General features: G+C 73.6%; 23 protein-coding genes. 20 read left to right on the top strand and 3 right to left on the bottom strand.

The window, feature by feature from the left end:
• Positions 1–66: 66 nt before the first annotated feature.
• From AB0D49_RS09740 to metK, 7 genes are all read left to right on the top strand, one after another.
• A complete protein-coding gene (locus tag AB0D49_RS09740; protein ID WP_362753608.1) occupies positions 67–1,173 on the top strand; it encodes a quinone-dependent dihydroorotate dehydrogenase in 1,107 nt (368 codons plus the stop codon).
• The gene (pyrF, locus tag AB0D49_RS09735) at positions 1,170–2,072 is read left to right on the top strand and encodes an orotidine-5'-phosphate decarboxylase (protein WP_362753605.1); all 903 of its coding nucleotides are present in this window, start codon (positions 1,170–1,172) and stop codon (positions 2,070–2,072) included. The genes AB0D49_RS09740 and pyrF overlap by 4 nt, the downstream gene beginning before the upstream one ends.
• A 288-nt stretch (positions 2,073–2,360) precedes the next feature.
• Positions 2,361–2,684 (top strand): integration host factor, encoded by a 324-nt coding sequence (locus AB0D49_RS09730; RefSeq protein WP_003977346.1) that lies wholly within the window; start codon positions 2,361–2,363, stop codon positions 2,682–2,684.
• 37 nt (positions 2,685–2,721) lie between these two features.
• On the top strand, positions 2,722–3,279 hold the full coding sequence (gmk, locus tag AB0D49_RS09725; RefSeq protein ID WP_362753602.1) for a guanylate kinase: 558 nt from the start codon (positions 2,722–2,724) through the stop codon (positions 3,277–3,279).
• Between the two features lie 101 nt (positions 3,280–3,380).
• Complete coding sequence (gene rpoZ, locus AB0D49_RS09720) at positions 3,381–3,653, top strand: DNA-directed RNA polymerase subunit omega (RefSeq protein WP_003988945.1); 273 nt, start codon at positions 3,381–3,383, stop codon at positions 3,651–3,653.
• A gap of 148 nt (positions 3,654–3,801) precedes the next feature.
• Entirely contained in the window at positions 3,802–5,004 is a 1,203-nt protein-coding gene (gene coaBC, locus AB0D49_RS09715; protein ID WP_362754559.1) for a bifunctional phosphopantothenoylcysteine decarboxylase/phosphopantothenate--cysteine ligase CoaBC, read from the top strand.
• 241 nt (positions 5,005–5,245) lie between these two features.
• Complete coding sequence (gene metK, locus AB0D49_RS09710; RefSeq protein WP_362753599.1) at positions 5,246–6,454, top strand: methionine adenosyltransferase; 1,209 nt, start codon at positions 5,246–5,248, stop codon at positions 6,452–6,454.
• Between the two features lie 316 nt (positions 6,455–6,770).
• On the opposite strand, the gene AB0D49_RS09705 is transcribed toward metK, so the two are convergent.
• Complete coding sequence (locus AB0D49_RS09705; protein ID WP_362753596.1) at positions 6,771–7,658, bottom strand: S1 RNA-binding domain-containing protein; 888 nt, start codon at positions 7,656–7,658, stop codon at positions 6,771–6,773.
• 76 nt (positions 7,659–7,734) lie between these two features.
• Between AB0D49_RS09705 and AB0D49_RS09700 the strand changes: the two genes are divergently transcribed.
• On the top strand, positions 7,735–9,900 hold the full coding sequence (locus AB0D49_RS09700; RefSeq protein WP_362753593.1) for a primosomal protein N': 2,166 nt from the start codon (positions 7,735–7,737) through the stop codon (positions 9,898–9,900).
• Positions 9,901–10,432: 532 nt separating this feature from the next.
• Here AB0D49_RS09700 and AB0D49_RS09695 read toward each other — a convergent pair.
• A complete protein-coding gene (locus AB0D49_RS09695) occupies positions 10,433–10,966 on the bottom strand; it encodes a hypothetical protein (RefSeq protein WP_362753590.1) in 534 nt (177 codons plus the stop codon).
• 300 nt (positions 10,967–11,266) lie between these two features.
• On the opposite strand from AB0D49_RS09695, the gene fmt reads away from it, so the two are divergent.
• The 7 genes from fmt to AB0D49_RS09660 all read left to right on the top strand — a co-directional run bounded on the left by fmt (position 11,267) and on the right by AB0D49_RS09660 (position 18,770).
• The gene (gene fmt, locus AB0D49_RS09690) at positions 11,267–12,199 is read left to right on the top strand and encodes a methionyl-tRNA formyltransferase (RefSeq protein WP_362753587.1); all 933 of its coding nucleotides are present in this window, start codon (positions 11,267–11,269) and stop codon (positions 12,197–12,199) included.
• A 156-nt stretch (positions 12,200–12,355) separates the two neighbouring features.
• Positions 12,356–13,783 carry a transcription antitermination factor NusB gene (locus AB0D49_RS09685; RefSeq protein WP_362753584.1) on the top strand — a complete coding sequence of 476 codons (1,428 nt, stop codon included), beginning with the start codon at positions 12,356–12,358 and terminating at the stop codon, positions 13,781–13,783.
• Between the two features lie 128 nt (positions 13,784–13,911).
• Positions 13,912–14,610 carry a ribulose-phosphate 3-epimerase gene (gene rpe / locus AB0D49_RS09680; RefSeq protein ID WP_362753581.1) on the top strand — a complete coding sequence of 233 codons (699 nt, stop codon included), beginning with the start codon at positions 13,912–13,914 and terminating at the stop codon, positions 14,608–14,610.
• 222 nt (positions 14,611–14,832) lie between these two features.
• Entirely contained in the window at positions 14,833–15,876 is a 1,044-nt protein-coding gene (locus AB0D49_RS09675; RefSeq protein ID WP_362753578.1) for a sugar-binding domain-containing protein, read from the top strand.
• Between the two features lie 80 nt (positions 15,877–15,956).
• Positions 15,957–16,271: a barstar family protein gene (locus tag AB0D49_RS09670; RefSeq protein ID WP_362753575.1), complete on the top strand. Its 315-nt coding sequence runs from the start codon at positions 15,957–15,959 to the stop codon at positions 16,269–16,271.
• 202 nt (positions 16,272–16,473) lie between these two features.
• Positions 16,474–17,916, top strand: coding sequence for a GuaB1 family IMP dehydrogenase-related protein (locus tag AB0D49_RS09665; protein WP_362754556.1), 1,443 nt, complete (start codon positions 16,474–16,476; stop codon positions 17,914–17,916).
• Positions 17,917–18,317: 401 nt separating this feature from the next.
• Positions 18,318–18,770 (top strand): Lrp/AsnC family transcriptional regulator, encoded by a 453-nt coding sequence (locus AB0D49_RS09660; protein ID WP_362753572.1) that lies wholly within the window; start codon positions 18,318–18,320, stop codon positions 18,768–18,770.
• Between the two features lie 18 nt (positions 18,771–18,788).
• Here the strand turns inward: AB0D49_RS09660 and AB0D49_RS09655 are convergent, their stop codons facing one another.
• Complete coding sequence (locus tag AB0D49_RS09655) at positions 18,789–19,529, bottom strand: GntR family transcriptional regulator (RefSeq protein WP_362753569.1); 741 nt, start codon at positions 19,527–19,529, stop codon at positions 18,789–18,791.
• Positions 19,530–19,787: 258 nt separating this feature from the next.
• Here AB0D49_RS09655 and AB0D49_RS09650 point away from each other — a divergent pair, with 258 nt between their 5' ends.
• The 5 genes from AB0D49_RS09650 (at position 19,788) to AB0D49_RS09630 (ending at position 25,470) form a co-directional block, all read left to right on the top strand.
• Complete coding sequence (locus AB0D49_RS09650) at positions 19,788–20,945, top strand: extracellular solute-binding protein (protein ID WP_362753566.1); 1,158 nt, start codon at positions 19,788–19,790, stop codon at positions 20,943–20,945.
• Entirely contained in the window at positions 20,942–21,838 is an 897-nt protein-coding gene (locus tag AB0D49_RS09645) for an ABC transporter permease subunit (RefSeq protein WP_362753563.1), read from the top strand. The genes AB0D49_RS09650 and AB0D49_RS09645 overlap by 4 nt, the downstream gene beginning before the upstream one ends.
• Positions 21,826–22,656 carry an ABC transporter permease subunit gene (locus AB0D49_RS09640; RefSeq protein WP_362753560.1) on the top strand — a complete coding sequence of 277 codons (831 nt, stop codon included), beginning with the start codon at positions 21,826–21,828 and terminating at the stop codon, positions 22,654–22,656. The genes AB0D49_RS09645 and AB0D49_RS09640 overlap by 13 nt, the downstream gene beginning before the upstream one ends.
• 3 nt (positions 22,657–22,659) lie before the next feature.
• Positions 22,660–23,757: an ABC transporter ATP-binding protein gene (locus tag AB0D49_RS09635; RefSeq protein WP_362753557.1), complete on the top strand. Its 1,098-nt coding sequence runs from the start codon at positions 22,660–22,662 to the stop codon at positions 23,755–23,757.
• 207 nt (positions 23,758–23,964) lie between these two features.
• Entirely contained in the window at positions 23,965–25,470 is a 1,506-nt protein-coding gene (locus AB0D49_RS09630; RefSeq protein WP_362753554.1) for an HAD-IA family hydrolase, read from the top strand.
• The last annotated feature ends 110 nt before the right edge of the window (positions 25,471–25,580 follow it).

The following is a 25,580-nucleotide window of genomic DNA, read 5'->3' as shown; positions in this document are numbered from 1 at the left end:
GTGTCCCCCTCTTGCTGAGCCCCCGTCCAGCCGAGGCCTGTCGCCGAGAACCCCGCCGAGGACACCATGTACACGATCTTCTTCCACCTCTTCTTCCGCCGGATGGACCCGGAGCGCGCCCACCACCTCGCGTTCCGCTGGATCCGGCTCGCCGCCCGTATCCCCGTGCTGCGCACCTTCGCCGCCGCCGCGCTGGCCCCCCGGTACGAGGAACTGCGCACCGAGGCGTTCGGGCTGCGTATGCACGGCCCCTTCGGGCTCGCCGCCGGGTTCGACAAGAACGCCGCCGCGATCGACGGACTGGCCATGCTCGGCTTCGACCATGTCGAGATCGGCACGGTCACCGGCGAACCGCAGCCCGGCAACCCGCGCACCCGGATGTTCCGGCTGCTGTCCGACCGGGCCCTGATCAACCGGATGGGCTTCAACAACGACGGCTCGCTCGCCGTCGCCGCCCGCCTGGCCTCCCGCACACCCGTCTTCCGCACGGTCGTCGGCGTCAACATCGGCAAGACCAAGGCGGTGCCCGAGACCGAGGCGGTCGCCGACTACGTGAAGTCCGCCGAGCGCCTCGCCCCGTACGCCGACTACCTGGTCGTGAACGTCTCCTCGCCCAACACGCCCGGACTGCGCGACCTCCAGGCCACCGAGGCGCTGCGCCCGCTGCTCACCGCCGTGCGCGAGGCCGCCGACCGGACCGTGACCGACCGCCGGGTCCCGCTGCTGGTGAAGATCGCGCCGGACCTCGCCGACGCCGACGTGGACGCCGTCGCCGACCTGGCCGTCGAACTGGGCCTGGACGGCATCATCGCCACCAACACCACCATCGCCCGCGACGGCCTCGGCCTGACCTCCCCGCCCGCCCTGACCGCCGAGACCGGCGGCCTGTCCGGCGCCCCGCTCAAGGCCCGCTCCCTGGCGGTCCTGCGGCGGCTCTACGCCCGCGTCGGCGACCGGATCACCCTGGTCGGCGTCGGCGGCATCGAGAACGCCGAGGACGCCTGGCAGCGCATCCTGGCCGGCGCCACCCTCGTCCAGGGCTACAGCGCCCTGGTCTACGAGGGCCCCTTCTACGCCCGCGCCCTCCACAAGGGCCTCGCCGCCCGGCTGCGGACCAGCCCGTACGCCACCCTCGCCGACGCGGTCGGCGCCGATGTCAGGAGCACCGTATGAGCGCCCCGAGCGCCAGGCCGTTCGGCGCCCGTCTGCGCCGCGCCATGGACGAGCGCGGCCCGCTGTGCGTAGGCGTCGACCCGCACGCCTCGCTGCTGGCCGACTGGGGTCTGAACGACGACGTGGCCGGTCTGGAGCGGTTCAGCCGGACGGTCGTGGAGGCCACCGCCGACCGGGTCGCCGTGCTCAAGCCGCAGAGCGCGTTCTTCGAGCGGTTCGGCTCGCGCGGGGTCGCCGTCCTGGAGCGCACGGTGGCCGACGCCCGCGCGGCGGGCGCCCTGGTGCTGATGGACGCCAAGCGCGGCGACATCGGCTCCACCATGGCCGCGTACGCGCAGACCTTCCTGCACCCGGACGCGCCGCTGTTCTCGGACGCGCTGACCGTCTCGCCGTTCCTCGGCTACGGCTCGCTCGCCCCGGCGGTGGCGCTGGCCCGCGAGAGCGGCTCGGGTCTGTTCGTGCTGGCGCTGACCTCCAACCCGGAGGGCGGCGAGGTGCAGCGCGCGGTCCGCGCGGACGGCCGGGACGTGGCCACCACGATGCTGGCCCACCTGGCGGCCGAGAACGCGGCCGAGAACGCGGCCGAGAACGCGGCCGAGAACGCCGCCGAGAACGCCGGGGCGGAGCCGCTCGGCTCCTTCGGCGCGGTGGTCGGTGCGACCCTGGGCGACCTCTCCTCGTACGACCTCGCCATCGGGGGGCCGCTGCTCGCGCCCGGGATCGGGGCGCAGGGGGCGACGGCGGCGGATCTGCCCCGGGTGTTCGGCGCGGCGGTGCGCGATGTGCTCCCGAATGTGAGCCGGGGCGTGCTCCGGCACGGGCCGGACACGGCCGCGCTCCGGGCGGCGGCGGACCGCTTCACGGACGAGATCCGGGCTGCTCTGTCCGCCTCCGACTAAACGTCCGATGACTTGCCCAGGGGCTCTTGAGGCTGGATACATCCTCAAATCCGGGGCAATATGTCCAGAAGATCCCGTCCTGACGGAGGCTGACCAGGACTTTTCCGCTGTTCTCGCTGACTCTGGCGGACATGACCGCTAGTCTCCGACCAGTGGGGGCACCTCCCACGCCCTCCAGGCAGTGGGGGAGAACGGGCAGCGTGTTGCTCGTAGCTCCCCAGGTGTGGGGCGACTAGGTTCCCCTCACCGGTCCGTATCCGACAGTTCGACATCCGAGGTGACGTAGGCGTGGCTCTTCCGCCCCTTACCCCCGAACAGCGCGCAGCCGCGCTCGAAAAGGCCGCCGCGGCTCGCCGGGAGCGGGCCGAGGTCAAGAATCGACTCAAGCACTCCGGCGCCTCCCTGCACGAGGTCATCAAGCAGGGCCAGGAGAACGACGTCATCGGCAAGATGAAGGTCTCCGCTCTCCTGGAGTCGCTCCCCGGCGTGGGCAAGGTCCGCGCCAAGCAGATCATGGAGCGCCTCGGCATCTCCGAGAGCCGTCGTGTACGCGGCCTCGGCTCCAACCAGATCGCTTCGCTGGAGCGCGAGTTCGGCAGCACCGGCAGCTGAGTCCGGAACACTCCGGGTTTGCTGGAATAATCGCTGCATGAGTGAACGTCCGCGGCTGACCGTGCTCTCCGGCCCCTCCGGGGTCGGCAAGAGCACGGTCGTCGCCCATATGCGCAAGGAACACCCCGAGGTCTGGCTCTCGGTGTCGGCGACGACCCGCAGGCCACGCCCCGGTGAGAAGCACGGTGTCCACTACTTCTTCGTCACCGACGAGGAGATGGACAAGCTGATCGCCAACGGTGAACTGCTGGAGTGGGCCGAATTCGCCGGAAACCGGTACGGCACTCCGCGCACGGCCGTGCACGAGCGTCTGGAGACGGGCGAGCCCGTCCTGCTGGAGATCGATCTCCAGGGCGCCCGGCAGGTCCGCGGCTCCATGCCGGAGGCCCAGCTGGTGTTCCTGGCTCCCCCCAGCTGGGAGGAGCTGGTGCGCAGACTCACCGGGCGGGGCACCGAGCCGCCCGAGGTGATCGAGCGCCGGCTGGACGCCGCCACGACCGAACTGGCGGCCGAGCCGGAGTTCGACACCACCCTGGTCAACACCTCCGTCGAGGATGTGGCGCGCGAGCTGCTAGCCTTGATGGATGTCGTGTGATCACAGGTGTGATCACCGCCGAGACCCTCACCGTGACAGCGGCCCAGCCGCCGGTCCCGGCCGAGCGTCCCGCAATGTCTCCCACCATCGGAAGGTAGAGCGTGTCCTCTTCCATCTCCGCGCCCGAGGGCATCATCAACCCGCCGATCGACGAGCTGCTTGAGGCCACGGACTCCAAGTACAGCCTCGTGATCTACGCGGCCAAGCGCGCCCGCCAGATCAACGCGTACTACTCGCAGCTCGGCGAGGGCCTCCTGGAGTACGTCGGTCCCCTCGTGGACACCCATGTGCACGAGAAGCCCCTGTCGATCGCGCTGCGCGAGATCAACGCGGGACTGCTGACGTCCGAGGCCGTCGAAGGCCCGGCGCAGTAATATTTTCCGCTTACGGCGGAGTTGTCCACAGGCCCGGCGACACATCGCCGGGCCTGTGGTGTGTCATAGAACGCGTACGGGACGGGTGAGCGCACCAGACGCACCCGTGAAGGCACGTGAGCGCGAGCCAGGGGAGTGACGAGTGACGGTGGACAAGCCGAAGGTCGTACTGGGAGTCGGCGGCGGGATCGCCGCCTACAAGGCGTGCGAGCTGCTGCGCCGGCTGACCGAGTCCGGACATGACGTGCGGGTGGTGCCCACCGACGCGGCACTGCACTTCGTGGGCGCCCCCACCTGGTCCGCGCTCTCCGGCCACCCCGTCTCCACGGAGGTCTGGGACGACGTCCACGAGGTGCCGCACGTCCGGATCGGCCAGGGCGCCGACCTGGTCGTGGTCGCCCCCGCCACCGCCGACCTGCTCGCCAAGGCGGCCCACGGCCTCGCCGACGACCTGCTCACCAACACCCTGCTCACCGCCCGCTGCCCGGTCGTCTTCGCCCCCGCGATGCACACCGAGATGTGGGAACACCCGGCCACCCAGGAGAACGTGGCGACCCTGCGCCGCCGCGGCGCCGTCGTCGTCGAACCCGCCGTCGGCCGGCTCACCGGCGTCGACACCGGCAAGGGCAGGCTGCCCGACCCCACCGAGATCTTCGAGGTCTGCCGCCGGGTCCTCGCCCGGGGCGTGCGCGAGCCCGACCTCGCAGGGCGCCACCTGGTCATCAGCGCCGGAGGCACCCGGGAGCCGCTCGACCCGGTCCGCTTCCTCGGCAACCGCTCCTCCGGGAAACAGGGCTACGCCCTCGCCCGCACCGCCGCCGCGCGCGGCGCCCGGGTCACCCTGATCGCCGCCAACGCCGCCCTGCCCGACCCGGCGGGCGTGGACCTGGTCCGGGTCGGCACGGCCGTGCAGCTGCGCGAGGCCGTCCTCAAGGCCGCCGCCGACGCCGACGCGGTCGTGATGGCCGCCGCCGTCGCCGATTTCCGGCCCGCCGTCTACGCCGCCGGGAAGATCAAGAAGCGCGACGGCCAGGAGCCCGACCCCATCACGCTGGTACGGAATCCGGACATCCTCGCGGAGGTCTCCGCCGATCGGCCCCGGCCCGGACAGGTGATCGTGGGCTTCGCCGCCGAGACCGACGACGTGCTCGCCAACGGCCGCGCCAAGCTCGCCCGCAAGGGCTGCGACCTGCTGGTCGTGAACGAGGTGGGGGAGCGCAGGACCTTCGGCGCCGAGGAGAACGAGGCGGTCGTCCTGGGCGCCGACGGCACCGAGACCCCCGTGCCGTACGGGCCCAAGGAAGCCCTGGCCGAAATCGTGTGGGACCTCGTCGCCGCGAGACTCACCTGACCCGGCGCGCCGCGCCACGCGGGACCCGCGCCCCCGCACATTCAGGCGCGGCGACCCTGGCCAATGCCGCCCGGCATTGGGCAGAATGCCCGTGCCGCAGGTCACAGCAGGTCCCGAGAGGCGAGACAGCTGGGCCGGATGCGGAGCGCGACCGATAAACTGTTCTCGGACGCGGCCGGGCGCAGCCCCCGACCTGTCCGCCCATGATCAGCCAGCAGCCGCTGCAACCACAGGGAGCGTTGTGTCCCGTCGCCTGTTCACCTCGGAGTCCGTGACCGAAGGTCACCCCGACAAGATCGCTGACCAGATCAGTGACACCATTCTCGACGCCCTGCTGCGCGAGGACCCCACGTCCCGCGTCGCCGTCGAGACCCTGATCACGACCGGTCTGGTGCATGTGGCCGGTGAGGTCACCACCAAGGCGTACGCGCCGATCCCGCAGCTGGTGCGGGAGAAGATCCTGGAGATCGGCTACGACTCCTCCAAGAAGGGCTTCGACGGCGCGTCCTGCGGCGTCTCCGTGTCCATCGGCGCGCAGTCCCCGGACATCGCGCAGGGCGTGGACACGGCGTACGAGTCCCGGGTCGAGGGCGACGACGACGAGCTGGACAAGCAGGGCGCGGGCGACCAGGGCCTGATGTTCGGCTACGCCTCCGACGAGACGCCGACGCTGATGCCGCTGCCGGTCTTCCTGGCCCACCGGCTCTCCAAGCGGCTCTCCGACGTCCGCAAGAACGGCACGATCCCCTACCTGCGCCCCGACGGCAAGACGCAGGTCACCATCGAGTACGACGGCGACAAGGCGGTCCGCCTCGACACCGTCGTCGTCTCCTCGCAGCACGCCTCCGACATCGACCTGGAGTCGCTGCTCGCCCCCGACATCCGCGAGTTCGTGGTGGAGCCGGAGCTGAAGGCGCTCCTGGACGAGGGCATCAAGCTGGACACCGACGGCTACCGGCTGCTGGTCAACCCCACCGGCCGCTTCGAGATCGGCGGCCCGATGGGCGACGCCGGACTCACCGGCCGGAAGATCATCATCGACACCTACGGCGGCATGGCCCGCCACGGCGGCGGCGCCTTCTCGGGCAAGGACCCGTCCAAGGTCGACCGCTCCGCCGCGTACGCCATGCGCTGGGTCGCGAAGAACGTGGTGGCCGCCGGGCTCGCCTCGCGCTGCGAGGTCCAGGTCGCCTACGCCATCGGCAAGGCCGAGCCGGTGGGCCTGTTCGTGGAGACCTTCGGGACGCACAAGGTCGACCCGGAGAAGATCGAGAAGGCCATCGACGACGTCTTCGACCTGCGTCCGGCCGCGATCATCCGCGACCTCGACCTGCTCCGCCCGATCTACGCCCAGACCGCGGCGTACGGCCACTTCGGCCGTGAGCTGCCGGAGTTCACCTGGGAGCGGACGGACCGGGTGGAGGCGCTGCGGGCGGCTGCCGGGCTGTAGCTCTTCGCTGTTCGTGCGGGCCCGGTCTCCTGCGGGAGGCCGGGCCTTCGCGCGTCCGTCGGCCGGGCGGTGGGTGGGATGGCGGGCTGGTGAGCTTGTGTCGGTGACGGCCGGGTCGATCTGGCGGGGGCGGTGTTGGCGGTTGCCGGGTCGATCGGGCGGTGGGCCGGTGTCGGTGACAGTCGTATTGACCGGTCGGTGGACCCGTGTCTGCCGTAGCCGTATCCAGCGGTCGGGGGGTGTGGGCGGTAGCCGTGTCCGCTGGGCGGTGGGCCGGTATCGGTGGTAGCCGTGTCCGCTGGGCGGTGGGCCGGTGTCAGGCGCAGCCGGATCGAGCGGGCGGTGGACCCGTGTCGGCCGGCGCCGCGCCGGGCGGTCGGTCGGCCGGGGTCAGGCGTAGCCGCCGCCGCGCGCGGTCCGCCTCCAGGACGCGCACGGACAGCACCTCGCCCTCCCCGGGCGTCCGCCCCGCCAGCTCCGCCGTGTGGACCAGCCCCTCCACGGCCTCCGCGACCCGGACGAACACCCCGAGCGGGATCACCTTGGTCACCGGACCGCTCACCGTGTCCCCGGCGGCCAGGTCCAGGGCGTCCCACGGGTCGGGCTGGAGGGCCTTGAGGGACAGGACGACCTCGCCATTGCGGGAGTCCGCGTGGATCACCTCGCCGGTCACCCGCAGACCCGGCTGGACCACGTCCCCGGGATGGTCGATGCGGGACCAGGTCAGATCGGGGACGCGGACGAAACCCGTGCCCGGGTAGACCGGGTGCGGGGGCGCCCCGTCCAGCCGGACGAAGACACCGAAGGTGTGGACGGCGGCCACGGTCCCGGCGACGACGTCCCCGGGGCGGACCGCGAGCAGATGCCGCCGCAGAGCCGGGTCCTCGCACGCCTGGGCCGACAGCACGACCCTGCCCCTGCGGTCGTCGACGCGCTGGATCTCCGCCCGTACCCGCTGCCCGACCGTCATGACCTCGTCCGGGCGTTCGAACGTAGTCCAGGACAGCAGATGCCGGGGGATACGGCCGCTCGGCGCGCCAGAGGCGTCCCCGTCCAGCCGGACGACGACCTCGTCGCCGTCGAAGCCGGTCACCGTCCCTGTCACCTCCTCGCCGTGGGGGAGGGCGGCGAGGCGGGCGCGGAGGTCCTCCAGGGTCTGCCGGGGGTCGTGCGGGGGCTGCGGTGTCGGCGGCTGCTCGGTCATGGGGGCAGCCTAGGCGGGGAGCGGCGGGTGGTCGGCGGACCGGTCGTTGTCGGTGCCGTTTGGTAAGAATGCAAGGGTGAGCAGCGAGAACGGGGCCGGGGACGGCGGGGGCGCGGGGGTGCCGCCGCCGGAGCAGCTCGCGCTGATCCGGGAGAGCGTGCGGCAGGCCAAGGCGCCCCGCGCCAAGCCCCGCACCTGGCGGGGGGCCGCGCTGGCGGAGGAGCTGCCGGTGGCGCGGGTGCTGGTGGACAAGGGCGTGCTCCATCTCGACCGGTACTTCGACTACGCCGTGCCGAAGGAACTGGACGCGGACGCCCAGCCGGGCGTGCGGGTGCGGGTCCGGTTCGGCGCCGGGCGGCACCGGGTGCGGGAGGGACGGCGTGAGGGCGGCGGACTGATCGACGGGTTCCTGGTCGAGCGGCTGCCCGAGAGCGACTACGCCGGCCCGCTGGCGGCGCTGGCCCAGGTCGTGTCGCCCGAGCCGGTGCTCGACGCGGAACTCCTCGGGCTGGCCCGCGCGGTCGCCGACCGGTACGCCGGGAGCCTCGCCGATGTGCTCCAGCTCGCCGTGCCCCCGCGCAACGCACGGGCCGAGGGGCGGCCCTCCCCGCAGCCGCTGCCACCGCCCACCGCCCCGGACGCCGGGTCCTGGGCCCGCTATGAGAACGGGGCGGCCCTGATCGACGCGCTGGCCTCCGGCGGAGCACCGCGAGCGGTGTGGAACGCGCTGCCGGGACCCGAGTGGAGCGCGGAACTGGCCCGTGCCGTCGCCGCCACGCTCGCCTCGGGGCGCGGCGCGCTGGTCGTCGTCCCGGACGGCCGGGCCGTCGCGCGGGTCGACGCGGCCCTGACCGCGCTCCTCGGCGAGGGGCGGCACGCGGTGCTGACAGCCGACGCCGGGCCCGAGAAGCGGTACCGGCAGTGGCTGGCCGTACGGCGGGGGTCCGTACGCGCCGTGGTGGGGACCCGGGCCGCCATGTTCGCCCCGGTGCGGGACCTCGGACTGGTCGCGATCTGGGACGACGGGGACGACAGCCACAGCGAGCCGCACGCCCCGCAGCCGCACGCCCGCGAGGTGCTGCTGCTGCGCGCCGCGCAGGACAAGTGCGCCTTCCTGCTGGGCGGCTGGAGCTGCACGGTGGAGGCCGCGCAGCTGGTGGAGAGCGGCTGGGCGCGGCCGGTCGTGGCGTCCCGGGAGCGGGTGCGGGCGACGGCGCCCCTGGTGCGGACCGTGGGGGACGGGGACCTCGCGCGGGACGAGGCGGCGCGTGCCGCGCGGCTGCCGTCGCTCGCCTGGCAGACCGTCAGGGACGGGCTGCGCGACGGGCCGGTGCTGGTGCAGGTGCCCCGGCGGGGGTACGTCCCCCGGATGGCGTGCGCCCAGTGCCGGGCGCCCGCGCGCTGCCGCCACTGCTCCGGACCGCTGGAGGCACGCTCCGAGGGCGCGCTCGCGTGCGGCTGGTGCGGGCGGGCGGAGAACGCCTGGCACTGCCCGGAGTGCGGGTCGTTCCGGCTGCGGGCCCAGGTGGTCGGGGCCCGCCGGACGGCCGAGGAACTGGGGCGGGCCTTCCCGGCGGTACCGGTACGGACGTCCGGGCGCGAGCATGTGCTCGACACGGTTCCGGCGGCGCCCGCGCTGGTGGTGAGCACTCCCGGCGCCGAGCCGGTGGCCGAGGGCGGCTATGCCGCCGCGCTGCTGCTGGACGGGTGGGCGATGGTCGGACGGCCCGATCTGCGGGCCGGTGAGGACGCGCTGCGGCGCTGGATCGCCGCCGCCGCCCTGGTCCGCGACCAGCGGTCCGGCGGTCTGGTCGTGGTGGTCGCCGAGCCGACACTGCGGCCGGTGCAGGCGCTGGTCCGCTGGGACCCGGTGGGACACGCCGTGCGGGAACTGGCCGAGCGCGCCGAGCTGGGGTTCCCGCCGGTCTCCCGGATGGCGGCGGTGTCCGGACCGCCCGAGGCGGTCGCCGGGTTCCTGGCGGCGGCGCGGCTGCCGCCGGGCGCGGAGGTCCTGGGGCCGGTGCCGCTGCCGGTCACCCCGCCGGGGCGGCCCCGGCGGACCGGCGCGCCACCCCCGGGCGAGTCCTGGGAGCGGGCGCTGGTCCGGGTCGCCCCGGGCGGCGGCGCGGCCCTCGCCGCCGCGCTGAAGGCGGCCCAGGCGGCCCGGATGGCCCGCGGCGGAGGGGGCGCGGGGGACGGGGGCGCGGTGTGGGTACGGGTCGATCCACCGGACATCGGGTGACGTGACGTGACGTGGGGGCGGGGGCGGGGCGGGGCGTGGTGGGGACGCGGGCGGCGGGGGACGTGGTGGTGACGCCCTCGGGTCCCGGACATGCGGGACCATCCCGGGCGGACGGGACTGCCTCAGATGTACGGGACCGCCCCGGGTGGGCAGGATCACCCCGGACCTACATGGCTGCCCTGGACGGACATGACCGTCCCAGGCGGGCTGGATCGACCCGGGCATGCCCGGCCGCCCCGGACGGACGCGACCGCCCCAAGCGGTCAGGATCGACCCGGGCGTACTCGACCGCCCGGACGGACGGGGCCGCCCCGGGTGGGCAGGGTCACCCCGGACCTACACGGCCGCCCTAGACGGACATGACCGCTCCACGCGGGCTGGATCGACCCGGGCATGCCCGACCGCCCCGGACGGACGGGACCGCCCCGGGTGGGCGGGGTCACCCCGGACCTGCGCGACCGTCCCGGACACGCACGACCGCCCTCCCGGATCGTGCCGGGAGGGCGGGAGGACGGTCAGGGGTGGTGGGGGGTCAGCCGTTCCGGGGGCCCGGGAAGGCTGTGGGGCGGGGGTCGTCGCGCAACACCGGGCTGCCCGCCGTCGGCTGGGTCGGCATCGCCCGAGCGGCGGGCACGGTCGGCAGGGTGCCCGGCACGTTGACGGTCCGGGCGGCCGACGGGTCCGTGGCCCGCTCGGCCTCGGCCGCGGCCTGGGTCGTGGCCCGGCGCGACCCGTAGCGGCGGTGCACCGCCTGCTTGGTGACCCCGAGGGCGGAGCCCACCGCGTCCCAGGAGAAGCCGAGCGAGCGGTCGAAGTCGACCGCGGCGGTGACCAGGGTCTCGACGCTGTCCCGCAGTTCCTGGGCGAGCCGGACGGTCGGGGCGGGGGCGCGCCCGTAGACGACGAAGCCCGTGGAGGGACCGGAGCGGCGGGGGCGGTAGACGTTGCCCAGCTGGGCGGTGAGCGTGCGCAACGCGTCCACCTGCCGGCGGACCCGCTCGATGTCCCGCACCAGCAAGTGCAGGCTGGCCCGAGCCTGGGCGTCGTGGGTTGCGTGGTCGGCCATGAACAAGCCTCTCGAACCGGCGTTGAGGAGAAAGGATCGGGCCGCGACCGCGGCCCGTTGGTCAACTCTTTCTTGACCAACGCGTCTTCCCGCCACGGGTCACGCTCCAGGGGCGTAAGGGCATATGCGTACGCCCCCGATGACACCGCGTGCGCGGGCGCGGTCCGCTCCGGCGTCGTGCGGGGCCGCCCCATAGACTGGTGCGCTGCCCGCCCCCCGACCGGGGCGCGCGGCCGTTACCCGCCTTGTCTGTTCCTGCCTGTCCCCGCCTGTTCCCGCCCGAGAGGCCCGATCGCACCCATGAAGCTGGTCTTCGCCGGTACCCCCGAAGTCGCCGTTCCCGCGCTGGACGCCCTGCTCGCCGCCGGGCGGCACGAGGTGGCCGCCGTCGTCACCCGTCCGGACGCGCCCGCCGGGCGGGGCCGCAGGCTGGTCGCCTCCCCGGTGGCCGAGCGGGCGGAGGAGGCCGGGATCGAGGTGCTGAAGCCGGTGAAGCCGCGCGACCCCGACTTCCTGGAGCGGCTGCGCGCCATCGCCCCCGACTGCTGCCCCGTCGTCGCCTACGGGGCGCTGCTGCCCAAGGTCGCGCTCGACGTGCCCGCGCACGGCTGGGTCAATCTGCATTTCTCGCTGCTGCCCGCCTGGCGCGGCGCCGCGCCCGTGCAGCACGCCGTCATGGCCGGTGACGAGATCACCGGCGCCTCCACCTTCCTGATCGAGGAGGGCCTCGACTCCGGTCCGGTGTACGGCACGGTCACCGAGACCGTCCGCCCCACCGACACCAGCGGCGACCTGCTCACCCGGCTCGCCTTCGCCGGGGCGGGGCTGCTGGCCGCGACCATGGACGGTATCGAGGACGGCACGCTGACCGCCGTACCGCAGCCCGGGGACGGGGTCTCGCTCGCGCCGAAGATCGCCGTCGAGGACGCGCACGTCGACTGGGCGGCGCCCGCGCTGCGGGTGGACCGTGTGGTACGCGGCTGCACGCCCGCGCCCGGCGCCTGGACGGTGTTCCGGGGCGAGCGGCTGAAGCTGATCCAGGTCGCCCTGGAGCCGGAGCGCGGGGACCTCGCGCCGGGGCGGCTCTCGGTCGGGAAGAACCATGTGCACGTCGGTACGGGTTCGCACGCTGTCGAGCTGCTGTGGGTGCAGGCCCAGGGCAAGAAGCCGATGCGGGCGGCGGACTGGGCGCGCGGGGTGCGGGACGCGGACGGGCAACTGCTCGGGGTGTAGCGGGGGCGGTGGCCAGATCCTGTCGGGGCCGCCGGGGAGCGTCAGGGGCCGCCGGGGACCGCCGGGGAACGCCGGGCGCGCCCGCGACGTACGCTGAGTGCACACCGTATGCACCGGTCAGGCACTGATCGACGGACACTTCCGGAGCACCTTTTCGTGAGCGACACCGCACGTCGGCCCCACAAGCCCGGCAAACCGGGCAAGCCCTACCGCCGTCCCCAGAAGGACCCGGTCCGCATCCTCGCGTTCGACGCCCTGCGGGCGGTGGACGAACGGGACGCGTACGCCAACCTCGTCCTGCCGCCGCTGCTGCGCAAGGCGCGCGAGAAGGGCGGCTTCGACGGACGGGACGCGGCACTGGCGACGGAGCTGGTCTACGGCACACTCCGCCGCCAGGGGACGTACGACGCGGTCATCGCCGCCTGTGTGGACCGGCCGCTGCGCGAGGTGGACCCGCCCGTGCTGGACGTGCTGAGCCTCGGCGCGCACCAGCTCCTCGGCACCCGCATCCCCACCCACGCGGCGGTCTCCGCGACCGTCGAGCTGGCCCGGGTGGTGCTCGGCGACGGCCGGGCCAAGTTTGTGAACGCCGTGCTGCGGAAGATCGCCCAGCACGATCTGGACGGCTGGCTGGAACAGATCGCCCCGCCCTACGACGACGACCCCGAGGACCATCTCGCCGTCGTCCACTCCCATCCGCGCTGGGTGGTCTCCGCGCTGTGGGACTCCCTCGGCGGGGGCCGCGCCGGGATCGAGGAACTCCTCGCCGCCGACAACGAGCGGCCCGAGGTGACCCTGGTCGCCCGTCCGGGCCGGGCCACCACCGGCGAGCTGCTGCGCGAGGACGCCGCCGTACCGGGCCGCTGGTCGCCGTACGCCGTGCGGCTCGCCGAGGGCGGTGAGCCCGGGGCGGTCGACGCCGTGCGGGAGGGGCGGGCCGGGGTGCAGGACGAGGGCAGCCAGTTGGTCGCCCTCGCCCTCGCCAACGCGCCGCTGGACGGACCCGACCGGACCTGGCTGGACGGCTGCGCCGGGCCCGGCGGCAAGGCCGCGCTGCTCGCCGCGGTGGCCGCGGAGCGGGGGGCGGTGCTGCTGGCCGGGGAGCGGCAGCCGCACCGGGCCGGTCTGGTGGCGCGGGCGCTGGCCGGGAACCCCGGGCCGTACCAGGTGATCACGGCCGACGGGACCCGTCCGCCGTGGCGGCCCGGCAGCTTCGACCGGGTGCTGATGGACGTCCCGTGCACCGGGCTGGGCGCGCTGCGGCGGCGGCCGGAGGCGCGGTGGCGGCGGCGGCCGGAGGATCTCGACGGGTTCGCTCCGCTTCAGCGGGGGTTGTTGCGGACGGCGCTGGAGTCCGTGCGGGTGGGGGGTGTCGTGGGGTACGCGACGTGCTCGCCGCATCTTGCCGAGACGCGCGCGGTGGTCTCCGACGTGCTGAAGCAGTTTCCCGGGGCTGAGTTGATCGATGCGCGGCCTCTGTTTGTCGGGGTGCCGGAGTTGGGGGAGGGGCCGGACGTTCAGCTGTGGCCTCATCTGCATGGGACGGATGCGATGTATCTGGCGTTGGTGCGGAGGACTGGGTGAGTGGTTCGCTGACGGTCGTGGGTGGCTGATCGCGCAGTTCCTCCCCCAGAGGGGGTACCCCCAGCGCCCCTGAGAAGGGCTGGCCCCCGCCTGCATGGTGGACGCGCGATACATGGGACGCTTGGGCCATGTCCGTTCAGATCAGTCCCAGCATTCTGTCCGCCGACTTCGCTCGGCTCGCCGATGAGGCCAAGGCCGTGGACGGGGCCGACTGGCTCCATGTCGACGTCATGGACAACCACTTCGTGCCCAACCTGACCCTCGGCGTCCCGGTCGTCGAGTCGCTCGCGAAGGCCACGGACACCCCGCTGGACCTGCATCTGATGATCGAGGACCCGGACCGCTGGGCCCCCGGGTACGTGGAGGCCGGGGCCTCCTCCGTCACCTTCCATGTCGAGGCCGCCGCCGCGCCGGTGCGGCTCGCCCGGGAGATCCGGGCCAAGGGCGCCCGCGCCGCCATGGCGCTCAAGCCCGCGACGCCCATCGAGCCGTACGAGGATCTGCTGCCCGAGCTGGACATGCTGCTCGTCATGACGGTCGAGCCGGGGTTCGGGGGGCAGGCGTTCCTGGACATCATGCTGCCGAAGATCCGTCGGACCCGGGAGCTGATCGCCAAGCACGGACTGGAACTCTGGCTCCAGGTCGACGGCGGGGTCTCGGCGGCCACCATCGAGCGGTGCGCCGAGGCGGGCGCGGACGTGTTCGTCGCCGGTTCGGCGGTCTACGGGGCGTCCGACCCGGCCGAGGCGGTCCGTGCGCTGCGTGCCCAGGCGGAGTCCGCCACCGCTGGGGCATCCTGGGCATGCACGCATCACCACGGGGCGTGACGGAACCTCCGCCGCGCCACGCCCCGGTGCCGGTGAACCACCGGCACCGGGAAAGCCGTCCACCTGGGCAGCAGCGGGTGGACCACCCGTCTGCCCGCTACCTTCAGGCCCGGTCCGGGCGCTGCCCCAGCGGGCAGACACCTGGCCAAGGGAACGTGAACGCCTCCCATCAGGGCTGATCAACTCCGCCGGATCTGCGAGGATGAACGGCGAATCCAGAATGTGAACAGCAGTGAGGAGATCGCCGTGTCGGGTATCTCGGCGGGCCGGTCAGCCACGCGGATGGGACCCGCTGAGCTGGTCCAGGCGGCGGCCATGGCCCGCCGCTTCTATCTAGAGGGAAAATCCAAGATCCAGATCGCGGAGGAGTTCGGCGTCAGCCGCTTCAAGGTGGCCCGGGTGCTGGAGACCGCTCTCGAACGGGATCTCGTGCGCATCGAGATCCGAGTCCCCGCCGAACTGGACGCCGAGCGCTCCGACGCGCTGCGCGCTCGCTACGGACTGCGGCACGCCGTGGTCGTGGAGTCACCGGCCGAGGCCGAGGAGACCCCCGACCCGGAGAACCTCGGTGAGGTCGCCGCGGATCTGCTCGCCGAACTGGTCAACGAGGGCGATGTGCTCGGGCTGGCCTGGGGCCGGTCCACGATCCACATGGCCGCGGCCCTCGACAAGCTGCCGCCGTGCACGGTGGTCCAGCTGACCGGCGTGTACGACGCCGGGACGTCCGAGCGCGGCTCGGTGGAGGCGGTGCGCCGGGCCGCCCAGGTCTCCGGGGGCGACGCCCACCCGATCTACGCGCCGATGCTGCTGCCGGACGCGGCCACCGCGGAGGCGCTGCGCCACCAGACCGGAATCGCTCGCGCGTTCGAGTACTTCGACAAGGTCACCGTGGCCTGTGTGTCCATCGGCTCCTGGGAGCCGGGCATCTCCACCGTGCACGACATGCTCACCGACGAGGAGCGCTCGCACTACGCCTCGCTCGGCGTCGCCGCCGAGATGGCCGCGCATCTCTTCGACTCCGAGGGCAAGCGGGTCGGGCGGGACCTCGGCGAGCGGTGCATCACCGTCAAGGCGGACCAGTTGCGCCGGGTGCCCGAGGTGGTCGCCATCGCGGGCGGTCAGCGCAAGGCGGCGGCGATCGACGCGGTCCTGCGTTCGGGCCTGGTCACCAGCCTGGTCACGGACACGTCCGCGGCGGACTATCTGATGACGGCCGGTCCGCCGCCGGGGTCGGCGCTGAACCGGGCCGACCCGGACGGACCCTGAGCGCGGGTCGGCACGGGGCGGCCGTGGCAGCGTGGAGCACGTGCCGGTGATCACTACGACGTGTGCAGGGCGGTGCTGAGGTGACGGAGACGGTGGTCTCGCTCGATCTCGACGGGGTCGGGGACAAGGCGGGGCTGATGGACCGCTGCGCGCGGGCCCTCGCCCTGCCCGACTGGTTCGGACGGAACTGGGACGCGCTCGCCGACAGCCTCGCCGACCACGATCTGTGGCCGGAGGAGGCCGTGGAGCGGGGCCGGGTGATCGTCGTACGGAACTGGCGGCCGTACGCCGCCGCGCGGCCCGCCGAGTGGGAGACCGCGCGGGAGGTGTTCGCGGACGCCGTGCGCGCGACGACCGGGCTGACGGTGGCGCTGGCGCTCGGCGGCAGCGTCTAGCGCTCCGCGCGGCGGCGTCCGGCGGGCTCGGCGTTCCATGCCGTCACCCGGCCCTTGGAGGAAGCTCCAAAAGGCGGGCTGACCAGCATGGATGAAACGACCGGAGCAGGTGTTCGGGGCGGCATGGGACACTGAAGTACGTGCTCATCCCCCTGGCTGTCCTGTCGGGGGGCCGCCTCTGAACGACTGGGATGTGCAGCACGTGCGTTTCCTCAATGACATCCGGCCCTCGTACGACCTGACGTACGACGATGTGTTCATGGTGCCGAGCCGCTCCTCCGTGGGCTCCCGGCAGGCCGTGGACCTCAGCTCCCCGGACGGCACGGGCACCACGATCCCGCTGGTCGTCGCCAACATGACCGCGATCGCCGGGCGGCGGATGGCCGAGACGGTGGCGCGCCGGGGCGGGCTCGTGGTGCTGCCGCAGGACATCCCGATCGACGTGGTCGCGGAGGTCGTCGGCTGGGTCAAGGGCCGCCATCATGTGCTGGACACGCCGATCGTGCTCGCCCCCCACCAGACCGTCGCAGACGCGCTCGCCCTGCTGCCCAAGCGGGCGCACAACGCCGGGGTCGTGGTCGACGACGAGCGGCGGCCCCTCGGGGTCGTCACCGACCGGGATCTGACCGGGGTCGACCGGTTCACCCAGCTCGAAGTGGTCATGTCCAAGGACCTGCTGCTGCTCGACGCGGACATCGACCCGCGCGAGGCGTTCAACCGGCTGGACGCGGCCAACCGCCGCTACGCGCCCGCCGTGGACGCCGAGGGACGGCTGGCCGGCATCCTCACCCGGACCGGCGCCCTGCGCGCCACGCTCTACACCCCGGCCGTCGACGCGGACGGCAAGCTGCGGATCGCCGCCGCCGTCGGGATCAACGGCGATGTGGCGGGCAAGGCCCAGCAGCTGCTGGACGCGGGCGTGGACACCCTCGTCATCGACACCGCGCACGGCCATCAGGAGTCGATGATCAGCGCGATCAAGCTCGTCCGGGACCTGGAGCCGCGGGTGCCGATCGTCGCCGGGAACATCGTGTCGGCGGAGGGCGTCAAGGATCTGGTCGACGCCGGGGCCGACATCATCAAGGTCGGGGTCGGGCCGGGCGCGATGTGCACCACCCGGATGATGACCGGCGTGGGGCGGCCCCAGTTCTCCGCCGTGCTGGAGTGTGCCGCCGAGGCCCGCAAGTACGGCAAGCACGTCTGGGCCGACGGCGGGGTGCGGCATCCGCGCGATGTCGCCATGGCGCTGGCCGCGGGCGCGTCCAATGTGATGATCGGCTCCTGGTTCGCCGGGACGTACGAGTCGCCGGGCGACCTCCAGCAGGACGCCGGGGGGCAGTTCTACAAGGAGTCCTTCGGGATGGCGTCCGCGCGGGCCGTCGCCAACCGCACGTCGGAGGAGTCGGCGTACGACCGGGCCCGCAAGGCGCTGTTCGAGGAGGGCATCTCCACCTCCCGGATGTTCCTGGACCCGGACCGTCCCGGCGTCGAGGACCTGATCGACTCGATCATCGCGGGCGTCCGCTCCTCCTGCACCTACGCCGGTGCGGGCTCGCTGGAGGAGTTCGCCGCGAAGGCGATCGTCGGTGTGCAGAGCGCGGCGGGCTACGCGGAGGGCAAGCCGCTGCACGCGAGCTGGAGCTGACCCGTCCCGGGGGGGCGGGAGGATCGGGGCCTTGCCGGTCCGGTACGGCGATCACCGGCCCCCCGGTCCGGTACGACGACTGTCCGCCCGGCTCCCGGTCCGGTGCGCCGGTCACCGTCCGCCCGGCTCCCGGTCCGGTGCGCCGGTCACTGTCCGCCCGGCATCCAGATCCGGCACGACGACCACCGTCCGCCCGGCCCCGGGCGCCGGTCAGCGGGTGCCCGGTGTGGGGCGCACCGACCACCGTCCGCCCGGCCGCGCACAGAGGTCACCGGGACACCGGCCACCGTCCGCCCGGCCCCGTGCAGTGGGTCGCCGGGCGTCCGGTCACCGGCGTCCGTGACCCTCTGACCAGGGCACAGGTGGGCCCGGGGCCCGGCGTGCCGTGTTCTACTTCCTCCGTGCTCAACGATCTCGACGAACGCATCCTGCACGCCCTGGCCGAGGACGCCCGGCGGTCCTTCGCGGACATCGGGCAGCTGGTCGGGCTCTCCGCGCCCGCCGTCAAACGGCGGGTGGACCGGCTGCGGGCGACCGGGGCCATCACCGGGTTCACCGTACGGGTCGACCCGTCGGCGCTCGGCTGGGAGACCGAGGGGTTCGTGGAGATCTACTGCCGGAGCAACACCTCGCCGGAGACCATCCAGCGGGGGCTTGAGCGGTACCAGGAGGTCGTGGCCGCCTCCACCGTCACCGGGGACGCCGATGCCGTCGCCCAGGTCTTCGCCTCCGACATGCGGCACTTCGAACGGGTGCTGGAGCGGATCGCGGGGGAGCCGTTCGTGGAGCGGACCAAGTCGGTGCTGGTGCTGTCGCCGCTGCTGCGGAGGTTCTCCTCGGGGGCGCCCGGGTGACGCCCCCGCCCGCCCGGTCTACTCCGCCGGTTTGCGGGCCAGGGCGTTGTTCCCTATGGAGTTGTGGACGCTGAAGCTCACCACGTCCGAGCGGTAGCGGTCGTCGGACCACTCGACCGGGCGGCCCTCGTGGGTCGTGGTGACCCGGCGGACCCGCAGCAACGGGCTGGTCCGGCGCACGCCCAGCAGCTCGGCGTCCCGGCCGCCGGCCGAGACCGCGTCGATGACATGCTCGCCGTAGGCGAAGACCAGGCCGCGCCGCTCGTGGAGGCGCTGGGTGACCGAGGGGCAGTCCGGCTCGATGGGCTCGACCGCCGGGGCGATCCAGTCGGCGTACACCGTGCGCTCCAGCAGGACCGGCTCGCCGTCCAGGGCGCGGACCCGCAGGACGTGCAGGACCGGGGTGCCCGCCGGGAGGTGGAGGCGGATCGAGTCCTCCGGGGTGGCCGGGCGGTAGCCCTGCTCCCTCACCAGGCCGGTCGCCTCGCGGCCCATCGCCCGCGCCCACTGGGCGAAGCTGCGCAGCTCGGCGAAGCTCTGGCTGCGGCGGCTGGCGAGCACCACCCGGCGCGCCCCCTGCCGCGACCCGATCAGTCCCTCGGCGGTGAGGCGCGCCACGGCCTGGCGGACCGTGCCGCGCGAGACGGCGTACTGGGCGGCGAGTTCCGTCTCGGCGGGCAGCCGGCTGCCGACGGTGTACTCCTCGCGGTCGATCGCCGCCCGCAGCGCCTCGGCGATCTCCTCGTGTCGCGCCGTCATGCCATCCCTCCGCATCGCTGGGTGTGCACAGCGTGAGCAGCCTAATCCATGGTCAGGGCGGGCCGTGGCGGGGCGGATTGTGCAGGAGACAGGGGGCTGTGGTTCGGGACGCGTTCATGTTCGCGTCATGCGGGGCGGGCGTACTGAGGCCGACTTGTTCAGACAAGTTGCCCGGTTGCGGTGCTCGGTCATGGAGGTCGTCCACGGCAGCGACCGCGACCGTGCGTACCCGTGCCACCACCCTCGCCTGGAGAGAACGTGTCCGTGTCCCCGCCGCGCTCCGCCGTCCTCGGCGGCTCCCTCGCCGTCCTCGCCGCGCTCGCCCTGAGCGCCTGCGGCGCCGCCCCCGACGACGCCTCCACCACCGCCGACGGCACATCCGCCGCGACCGCCACCTCCGCCGCCGACTTCGGCGGCCTCGACAAGCTCGTCGAAGCCGCCAAGAAGGAGGGCACCCTCAACGCCATCGCGCTGCCCCGCGACTGGGCCAACTACGGCGCCCTGATCGACGGCTTCGAGAAGAAGTACGGCATCACGATCGAGGTGGAGAACCCCGACGGCTCCAGCCAGGACGAGATCAACGCCGTCACCACCCGCCAGGGCCAGGACCGCGCTCCCGACGTCCTCGACCTCGGCTCGTCCTTCGCCATCAGCGCCGCCCAGCAGGATCTGCTCGCCCCCTACAAGGTCGAGGCGTACGACGACATCCCGGAGAGCCAGAAGGACGCCCAGGCCCGCTGGTACAACGACTACGGCGGCTATGTCTCCATCGGCTGCGACGCGCACCGCGTCAAGGTCTGCCCGACCACCTTCAAGGACCTGCTCAAGCCCGCGTACAAGGGCCAGGTCGCGCTGAACGGCAACCCCACCAAGTCCGGCTCCGCGTTCGGCGGGGTCTACGCGGCGGCCCTCGCCAACGGCGGCTCCTTCGACGACATCCAGCCCGGCCTGGACTTCTTCGCCGAGCTGAAGAAGAACGGCAACTACACCCCCGTCGAGTCCACCCCGGCCACCGTCGAGAAGGGCGAGACGCCGATCAGCATCGACTGGGACTACCTCAACGCCGGGTACGCCGACGAGTTCACGTCCAAGGGCGTCGACTGGCAGGTGGCCGTGCCCGCCGACGGCCAGTTCTCCCAGTACTACTCCCAGGCCATCAACAAGGACGCCCCGCATCCCGCCGCCGCCCGGCTGTGGCAGGAGTACCTCTACAGCGCCGAGGGCCAGAACCTGTGGCTCGCCGGATACGCCCGGCCCGCCCTGATGCCCGCCATGGAGCAGGCCGGCACCCTCGACGCCGGGGCCGCCGCCAAGCTGCCGGAGGTCTCCGGCACGCCGACCTTCCCCACCGAGGAGCAGCAGAACACGGCCAAGACCGTGCTCGCCGAGGGCTGGGCGAAGGCCGTCTCCGGATGACCGCCACGCTCACGCGGGCGGACGTGGTGCCCGCCGCTTCCCCGAAGCGGCGGCGCCGCGCCCCCGGCCGGCTCGCCGTCCTCCCGCTCCTCGTCTTCACCGCCCTCGCCTTCGGGCTGCCCGCCGTGGCGATGCTGAACGGCGCCTTCACCGTCGAGGACCCGGCGACCGGCGCCACCGCCTACAGCACCGACAACCTCACCCGGTCCCTCCAGGGCGCCTACCTCACCGCCCTGCTCGGCAGCGTCGAGCTGTCCGCGATCTCCGCCGGGCTCGGCGCGCTGATCGGGCTGCCGCTCGCCCAGGCCGTGGTGACCTCCCGCTTCCCGGCGCTGCGACAGGCCGTGCTCACCGCCTCCGGCGTGCTCGCCAACTTCGGCGGGGTCCCGCTGGCCTTCGCCTTCGTCGCCACCCTCGGCAACGCCGGTGTCCTCACCCGGCACCTCGGCCTCGGCGACCGGGGCTGGGACCTCTACAGCTTCTGGGGACTGGTCCTCGTCTATCTGTACTTCCTGATCCCGCTGATGGTCCTCACCATCACCCCGGCCCTGGACGGACTGCGTGTCCAGTGGCGCGAGGCCGCGCAGAACAACGGGGCCACCGCCGTCCAGTACTGGCGCCATGTGGCCCTGCCCGTGCTGCTGCCGTCGCTGCTCGGCGGGCTGGTCCTGCTGTTCGGCAGCGCCTTCGCCGCGTACGCCACCGCCGCCGCCATGGTGGGCAGTTCGGTGCCGCTGGTCACGCTCCAGATCGCCGACGCCATCTCCGGGAACGTGCTGGTCGGCCAGGAGAACGTGGCCCTCGCGCTGAGCCTGGACATGGTGCTGGTCGCCGGGCTCGTCATGGCCGTGTATCTGCCCCTGCAACGCCGGAGCGCCCGATGGCTGGCCTGAACCCCGTCCTGCGCCGCCACGGCTGGCGCTGGGCCGTGCTCGGTGTCGCCGGGCTCTACTTCGCCGTACCGCTCGCCGCCTCCGTGGTGTTCACCCTGGACGTGCCCGGACAGGGGCTGACGTTCGACGCGTACACCCGGATCCTGTCCACCGCCGGGTTCACCGGCAGTCTGCTGCTGTCGTTGGAGCTGGCCGCGGCGACCATCGCGATCGTGCTGCTGCTGATGGTGCCCGCCATGGTCGCCCTGCGGCTGGGCGCGCCCCGGCTGCGGCCGGTCGTCGAGATCGTCTGCTCGCTGCCGCTGGTCGTCCCGCCGATCGCCTTCGTCGCCGGGATCGGCACGGTCCTGAAGTGGGGCCCCGAGCACCTGGCCCGGACGCCCCTGTTCCAGACCTTCGTGGCCCTCCAGAACCCGGACTTCCCGTTCGTCCTGGTCCTCGCGTACGTCGTGATGGCCCTGCCGTTCGTGTACCGGGCCCTGGACGCCGGGCTGCGGGCCGTCGACGTGCCCACCCTGGTCGAGGCCGCCCGCTCCTGCGGGGCCGGCTGGCCGCAGGCGCTGCTCCACGCGGTGCTCCCCAATCTGCGCGGCGCGCTGCTGAGCGCCTCCTTCCTCACCCTCGCGCTGGTGCTCGGTGAGTTCACCGTCGCCCAGCTGCTGGGCTTCCGCCCGTTCGCGGTGTGGATCGTGAACGTCAGCGGCTCCCAGGCCCAGCTGTCCGTCGCCGTGTCCGTGCTCAGTCTGCTCGTGACCTGGCTCCTTCTGCTCGCGCTCGCCGGTGCCGGCGGACGTACCCGTACCGCATCCCGGGGATGAACCATGACCGCCACCGCCCTTGAGAAGACCGCCACCGACGCCGGCACCGTCGAATTCCGGGAGCTGCGCCGGGCGTTCGGGCCCACGCTCGCCCTCGACGGGCTCGATCTCGGTGTCCGCGCGGGGGAGTTCCTCGCGCTGCTCGGGCCGTCGGGCTGCGGCAAGACCACCGCGCTGCGGATGCTCGCCGGGTTCGAGCAGCCCGACTCCGGGGCGGTGCTGGTCGACGGCCAGGACGTCACCCGGGTCCCCGCCCATCGCCGGGACGCCGGGATGGTCTTCCAGTCGTACAGCCTCTTCCCGCATCTGAACGCGCTCGACAATGTGGCCTTCGGGCTGCGGATGCGCAAGGTGCGCGGTGCCGCGCGGCGCGAGCGGGCGGCCGAACTGCTGGAGCTGGTCGGGCTCGCCGACAAGGGCGCGCGGTTCCCGCACCAGCTCTCCGGCGGCCAGCAGCAGCGCATCGCGCTGGCCCGCGCCCTCGCCCTGCGCCCGCGTGTCCTGCTGCTGGACGAGCCGCTGTCCGCGCTGGACGCCAAGGTGCGGCTCGCGCTCCGCGAGGAGATCCGCCGGCTCCAGCAGGAGCTGGGCATCACCACCCTGTTCGTCACCCACGACCAGGAGGAGGCGCTGTCCGTCGCCGACCGGGTCGCGGTGATGCGCGCCGGGCGGCTTGAGCAGTGCGCCGCGCCCGCCGAGCTGTACGGGCGGCCCGCCACCGCGTTCGTCGCCGAGTTCGTGGGCACCATGAGCCGGGTCCCGGGGGCGCTGGTCGGGGGCGGCGGCGGGGCCTGCGTCGAGGTTCTCGGGCAGAGGCTGCCGGTCGCCGGGCCGGTGCCGGGCGGGGGAGCGGGCGGGGAGGTGGATGTGCTGGTGCGGCCGGAGGCCGTGCGGGTGACCGCCGAGCCGGACGGCACCGCGCGGGTCGTCGCCACGGCGTTCCTCGGCGCGGTCGTGCGGGCCACCGTGCGGCTGGCCGACGGCGGCGAGGTGAAGGCCGACCTGCCCGCGCACGAGGCGGCGGGACTCGGCACGGGGGCCGCGGTGACCGTCACCCTGCCGGAGCGGGAGGTGTTGGTGGCGGAACGCGTCCAGGTGTGACGTCCGGCTGTCCCCGCGCCTGGTGGCGTACGGCGAGCTGTCGCGTCCGGGTGTGACGTCCGCCTGTCCCTGCGCCTGGCGGCGTACGGCGAACTGTCGCATCAAGGTGTGACGTCCGCCTGTGCCCGTCGCCGCCCCCGGCGGCGCACCTCGTGCCGTCGACCCGATCCCCCCGTACAGGAACCCGTACAGGAAAGAGAACCCCACGTGACCCCCGCCCCCCGCCTCCCCCTCCAAGCCGTCCTGTTCGACATGGACGGCACGCTCGTCGACACCGAGCGGCTGTGGTGGGAGGTGGTGGAACAGGTCGCCGGACGCCCGCTCGCCGACCCGGACCGCGCCGAGGTGCTGGGCCGCCCCGTCGAGCACACCGCGGGCTGGCTGGCCGCCGCCTCCGGACGCTCCGAGGCCGAACTCGGCGCCGCGCTGCACCGGGGGTTCGCCGACCGCGTCCGCACCGGAGTCGTCCCCCGCCCCGGCGCCCTCGCCCTGCTCGACGCCCTCGCCCGCGACGGCGTCCCCACCGCCCTGGTCACCGCGTCCTCCCGGGAGGTCGCCGCGACCGTGCTGGCCGCGCTCGGCGCCGACCGGTTCGCCGTCGCCGTCACCGCCGACGACACCGACCGCGGCAAACCCGCCCCGGACCCCTATCTCGCCGCCTGTCACGCGCTCGGCGCGGAACCGGCCGCCTGTGTCGCCGTCGAGGACTCCCCGACCGGCGTCCGCTCCGCCGAGGCGGCCGGGTGCGCGGTCCTCGCCGTGCCCTCGCTCGCCCCGATCGCGGCGGCCCCGGGACGGACCGTCCGGGCCAGCCTGGTCGGGGTCACCACACGGGAGCTGACCGCGATGGTGGACCCACCGGCGCCGCACCCGGCGCCGCTCCGCGTGATGACCTGGAACCTCTGGCTCGGCGGCACCGAGGTGGACGACCACCGGGCCAAGCAGCTCACCGCGATCCTGGACTCCGGCGCCGATGTCGTCGGCCTCCAGGAGACCGCCGGTACGGCCACCGCCGAACTCGCGGCGGCCCTCGGCTGGCACCACCACACCGCCGGGGAGAACCTCGGCGTCCTCAGCCGCCACCCCATCACCGCCCGCCACGGCGACCCCGCCGTCGGCTTCTACGGCGCCGCCGGGGTCCGGATCGCCGTCGCCCCCGGCCACGAGGTCGACCTCTGGACCGCCCACCTCCACTCCACCCCGTACGGGCCCTACGAGGCCGCCTTCGACGGGCTGGACACCGACACGCTGATCGCCCACGAGGACGTGCGGCTCGGCCAGCTACGGCGGGCGCTGGAGCAGATCGACGAGGCCGCGACCGACGGGGTGCCCGTGGTGCTGGTCGGCGACTTCAACTGCCCCTCCCACCTGGACCGGCCCGATGTGGCCTGGCCGGTGACCCGGGCGGCGGAGGCGGCCGGGCTGCGCGACTCGTACCGGGAGGCCCACCCCGACCCGCCGGCCGCCCCCGGGCACACCTGGTCCCCGGTCCACACCTGGCACGAGGACGGCAGCGGACGCCCCGAGCCGCAGGACCGGATCGACTACGTCCTGCACCGGGGCGGTCTGCGGACCCTCGACTCCCGTACGTATGTGACCGGCGCGCCGGGGCCGTGGCCGGACGTCCGGGCGAACGCCTGGCCGTCGGACCACGCGGCGGTGGTGACGACCTTCGCCCTCACGGACAGTGGAGCAACAAGTCACATGGGGTGACCGGTCGTGGTGGGTGCGCGGGGCGCGCAATGAATCGCCGCCCCGTCCCGTCCGGACGCAATGAACCGCGCACCGGAGCGCAACGGCTTCTCCTTGTCCGGCCCGCGCGC

The sequence above is a fragment of the Streptomyces sp. NPDC048290 genome, from assembly GCF_040652095.1.
Taxonomy (GTDB): domain Bacteria; phylum Actinomycetota; class Actinomycetes; order Streptomycetales; family Streptomycetaceae; genus Streptomyces.
Note: the sequence above shows the minus strand (reverse complement) of the source record. Positions and strands in the feature narration are given on the sequence as shown.

Bases quoted from the DNA above. Each gene is read 5' to 3' on its own strand.
- pyrF (WP_362753605.1), top strand. From the start codon at position 1,170: ATGAGCGCCCCGAGCGCCAGGCCGTTCGGCGCCCGTCTGCGCCGCGCC.
- AB0D49_RS09655 (WP_362753569.1), bottom strand. From the start codon at position 19,529: ATGACGGCGCGACACGAGGAGATCGCCGAGGCGCTGCGGGCGGCGATC.
- AB0D49_RS09640 (WP_362753560.1), top strand. From the start codon at position 21,826: ATGGCTGGCCTGAACCCCGTCCTGCGCCGCCACGGCTGGCGCTGGGCC.
- AB0D49_RS09705 (WP_362753596.1), bottom strand. From the start codon at position 7,658: ATGACCGAGCAGCCGCCGACACCGCAGCCCCCGCACGACCCCCGGCAG.
- AB0D49_RS09635 (WP_362753557.1), top strand. From the start codon at position 22,660: ATGACCGCCACCGCCCTTGAGAAGACCGCCACCGACGCCGGCACCGTC.
- AB0D49_RS09740 (WP_362753608.1), top strand. From the start codon at position 67: ATGTACACGATCTTCTTCCACCTCTTCTTCCGCCGGATGGACCCGGAG.
- AB0D49_RS09695 (WP_362753590.1), bottom strand. From the start codon at position 10,966: ATGGCCGACCACGCAACCCACGACGCCCAGGCTCGGGCCAGCCTGCAC.
- AB0D49_RS09645 (WP_362753563.1), top strand. From the start codon at position 20,942: ATGACCGCCACGCTCACGCGGGCGGACGTGGTGCCCGCCGCTTCCCCG.
- gmk (WP_362753602.1), top strand. From the start codon at position 2,722: ATGAGTGAACGTCCGCGGCTGACCGTGCTCTCCGGCCCCTCCGGGGTC.
- fmt (WP_362753587.1), top strand. From the start codon at position 11,267: ATGAAGCTGGTCTTCGCCGGTACCCCCGAAGTCGCCGTTCCCGCGCTG.
- rpe (WP_362753581.1), top strand. From the start codon at position 13,912: ATGTCCGTTCAGATCAGTCCCAGCATTCTGTCCGCCGACTTCGCTCGG.